Source organism: Rhodococcus olei (assembly GCF_039540555.1).
GTDB classification, from domain to species: domain Bacteria; phylum Actinomycetota; class Actinomycetes; order Mycobacteriales; family Mycobacteriaceae; genus Rhodococcus_G; species Rhodococcus_G olei.
The window spans coordinates 143090-146077 of record NZ_BAABFB010000072.1; the positions used below are offsets into that span (position 1 = coordinate 143090).

A 2988-nucleotide genomic window follows, 5' to 3' on the forward strand; every position below is an offset into this window, starting at 1 on the left:
CCAGTCGCACCGCATCGTCGGAGCGACTGGCTCCGAGACGATCGTCGACTTCCCGCCACTGTCAACATACAACGCCACCGGGGCCTTGCGGCAAGGCCCCGGTGGCGTTGCAGAATCTCCCGCCAGGACCTGCCGATCGCAGGGATGTCGTTGTCGAATGGGGGTTTTCGTGATCGACGTGATCGTCGCCGGCGGCGGGCCGACCGGTGTGATGCTGGCCGCCGAACTGCGGCTGCACGGGGTGCGGGTGGTCGTGCTGGAGAAGGAGGCGGAGCCGGCCGCGTTTGTTCGCGCGCTCGGCCTGCACGTGCGCAGCATCGAGGTGCTGGACCAGCGCGGTCTGCTGGATCGGTTCCTCGCGCACGGTCGGCAGTACCCGCTGGGCGGCTTCTTCGCGGGTATCGACCAGCCCGCACCCGACCGGATCGACACCGCACACCCGTACGTCCTCGGCATCCGGCAACCCGTCACCGATCGCCTGCTGGCCGACCATGCCGCCGAGCTCGGCGCCGAGATCAGGCGTGGCCGTGAGCTGGTCGGGCTGAGTCAGGACGACGACGGGGTGACCGCCGAGCTGGCCGACGGCACCCGGCTGCGCTCGCGGTGGCTCGTCGGCTGCGACGGCGGTCGCAGCACGGTCCGGACGCTGCTCGGTGTCGGCTTTCCGGGCGAGCCGTCCCGGGTCGAGACGCTGCTGGGCGAGATGGAGGTGGCCGCGCCGCCGGAGACCGTCGCCGCGGTGGTGGCCCGGGTCCGTGAGACCCAGAAGAGGTTCGGCCTCGCGGACTTCGGGAACGGGGTCCACCGCGTCATCGTGCCCGCCGAGGGAGTGACCGAGGACCGCTCGGCCCCGCCGACCCTCGAGGAGTTCCGGCAGCAGCTGCGGGCGATCGCCGGCACCGACTTCGGTGTGCACTCACCGCGCTGGCTGTCCCGCTTCGGCGACGCCACCCGGCAGGCCGAGCGCTACCGGGTCGGGCGGGTGCTGCTGGCCGGCGACGCGGCGCACATCCACCCGCCGACCGGCGGGCAGGGGCTCAACCTCGGCATCCAGGACGCGTTCAACCTCGGCTGGAAACTGGCCGCCGAGGTGGCCGGGTGGGCGCCGGACGGACTCCTCGACAGCTACCACGCCGAACGGCACCCGGTGGCCGCCGACGTGCTGAACAACACCCGCGCGCAGATGGAGCTGATGTCGACCGAGCCCGGACCGCGCGCGGTGCGCCGGCTGCTGACCGAGCTGATGGGCTTCGAGGACGTCAACCGGTACCTGATCGAGAAGATCACGGCGATCGGGGTCCGCTACGACTTCGGTGCCGGGCACGAACTGCTCGGCCGTCGGCTGCGGGACGTCGGGCTCCGGCGCGGACGCCTGTACGCGCTGATGCACGGCGGCCGCGGGCTGCTCCTCGACCAGACCGGCCGGCTGTCGGTGGCCGGATGGGCGGACCGGGTCGACCACGTCGTCGACGTCAGCGACGAACTGGACGTGCCCGCGGTGCTGCTGCGACCGGACGGACACGTGGCGTGGGTCGGTGACGACCAGCGGGATCTCCTGGGCCGGCTGCCGACCTGGTTCGGCGCCGCGGCCGCCTGAGCGTGCGGCCCTGGCCCGATCGGGCCGGCCTGCCCGTCAGGGCCCCAGCGCGGCGTTGTGCGGCGTGAGCAGCGCCCCGAGGAGATGGTGGCCGTCGGCGGAGTCCAGGGGGATGACGCCGCCGACCGGCGCGACGGCCGGGTGCGTCCGGGTGGTCGGGGCGCCGGTCAGCATCCAGGACAGCGTGTTCTCGTCGTGGCGGGGCCGGAACTGGATGCCGTCGACATCGGGGTTGGCGGCGAGGATCGCCGCCGCCCACCGCCGGGTGTGCAGGTACCCGGACGGGTCGCACTTGGTCAGCCACACCTCGGCGTTGAGGCGGGCGGTGCCGGTGCCGGTCAGGTCGACCACGCGCACGTCGCGGGTGGTGCGCAGCTCGCTGAGGACGCGTCCGGCGATCTGGGCGCGCGGGATCAGTCGGGGCGACTGGTTCACGGGCAGGTTGCGGCACAGGGTTTCGGCGACCGCGGCGGCGGGGCTGTCCCCGATGTACAGGTACGCGAAGGAGCCGTCGAGGCTGTCGAACCGGCCGCCCAGCCGGGGGCGCGGTCGTGGTGTCGGGTTCAGGTCGCTCGCGCCGCGTTCGGCGCTGTGGATCCGCCAGATCGAGGTGTCGGCGGCGACGGTCGTGACGAGCGCAGCGGGCAGCGGCGCGGGTGGGTCCGGGTAGTGCACCGGCCGCTCAGTCCGCGACCAGGTCGTCGGCCATGTCCCGCAGATCCTGATCGTGACCGCCGGCCGCGGCCAGCTCGGCGGGCGACCGGGGGTCGTCGGCGAACGCCGTCGGGCTCAGCCACCACGACGCGACACCCCACGGGTCGTCCTTGGCGCCGAGCCGGCGGTTGATCTCGGCGACGATCGGCCGCACCTGCCTGCGGGCCGGGTCGAACTGGAACGCCGGGTAGAGCTTGTGGCCGGAGACGGGCAGCGCGACGACGGTGCCCGACGCGCCCAGCCGGCTCGCGGTGTTGCGGCTGGTGGCGGCCCTGCCGAGGACGCGGCTCACGGCGGTGGAGTCGAGCATCTCGTGGTCGTCGACGATCGCGCCGATCGCGTCGGTGACGATGCGGGTGCGGGCGACGGCCGCGGCGGCGGGGTTGGTGACGGCGCGTTCGTGCTGGAGGGCCAGGGTGGGGCTCATCGCGAGCAGCGCGGTGACGTCGTCGCGGACCGGACGCAGGTTCGGCCGCCGCGAGATCTCCTCGGCGACGAGGTCGACGAGGTCCTGGTCGGACAGGGCGTGGATGGAGTCGCGGGCGCGGTCTCGGTTGGCGAGCATGACCACCTCCTGGTGTGCCACCAGTGTACCGCGTACCGCACGTGTCGCGAGCGGTGGTCGGTGTCGGCCCGCACCCGCGAGGTCGTCGCGGGCGCGGCACGACTCCTCGCCG

Annotated in this window: 3 protein-coding genes; 1 reads left to right on the forward strand and 2 read right to left on the reverse strand. The window is 73.4% G+C overall.

Features of this window, described 5'->3' with window-relative positions; genetic code table 11:
- Nucleotides 1–169: 169 nt before the first annotated feature.
- Nucleotides 170–1597, forward strand: a complete 1428-nt coding sequence (gene rox / locus ABD951_RS24550; RefSeq protein ID WP_345351747.1) for a rifampin monooxygenase — start codon at nt 170–172, stop codon at nt 1595–1597.
- A 36-nt stretch (nt 1598–1633) separates the two neighbouring features.
- Here the strand turns inward: rox and ABD951_RS24555 are convergent, their stop codons facing one another.
- A complete protein-coding gene (locus tag ABD951_RS24555; protein ID WP_345351661.1) occupies nt 1634–2272 on the reverse strand; it encodes an RES family NAD+ phosphorylase in 639 nt (212 codons plus the stop codon).
- A 7-nt stretch (nt 2273–2279) separates the two neighbouring features.
- A complete protein-coding gene (locus ABD951_RS24560) occupies nt 2280–2876 on the reverse strand; it encodes a hypothetical protein (RefSeq protein ID WP_345351664.1) in 597 nt (198 codons plus the stop codon).
- Nucleotides 2877–2988 lie beyond the last annotated feature (112 nt).

Coding starts and splice junctions, on each gene's coding strand:
- ABD951_RS24560 (WP_345351664.1), bottom strand. CDS start 2,876: ATGCTCGCCAACCGAGACCGCGCCCGCGACTCCATCCACGCCCTGTCC.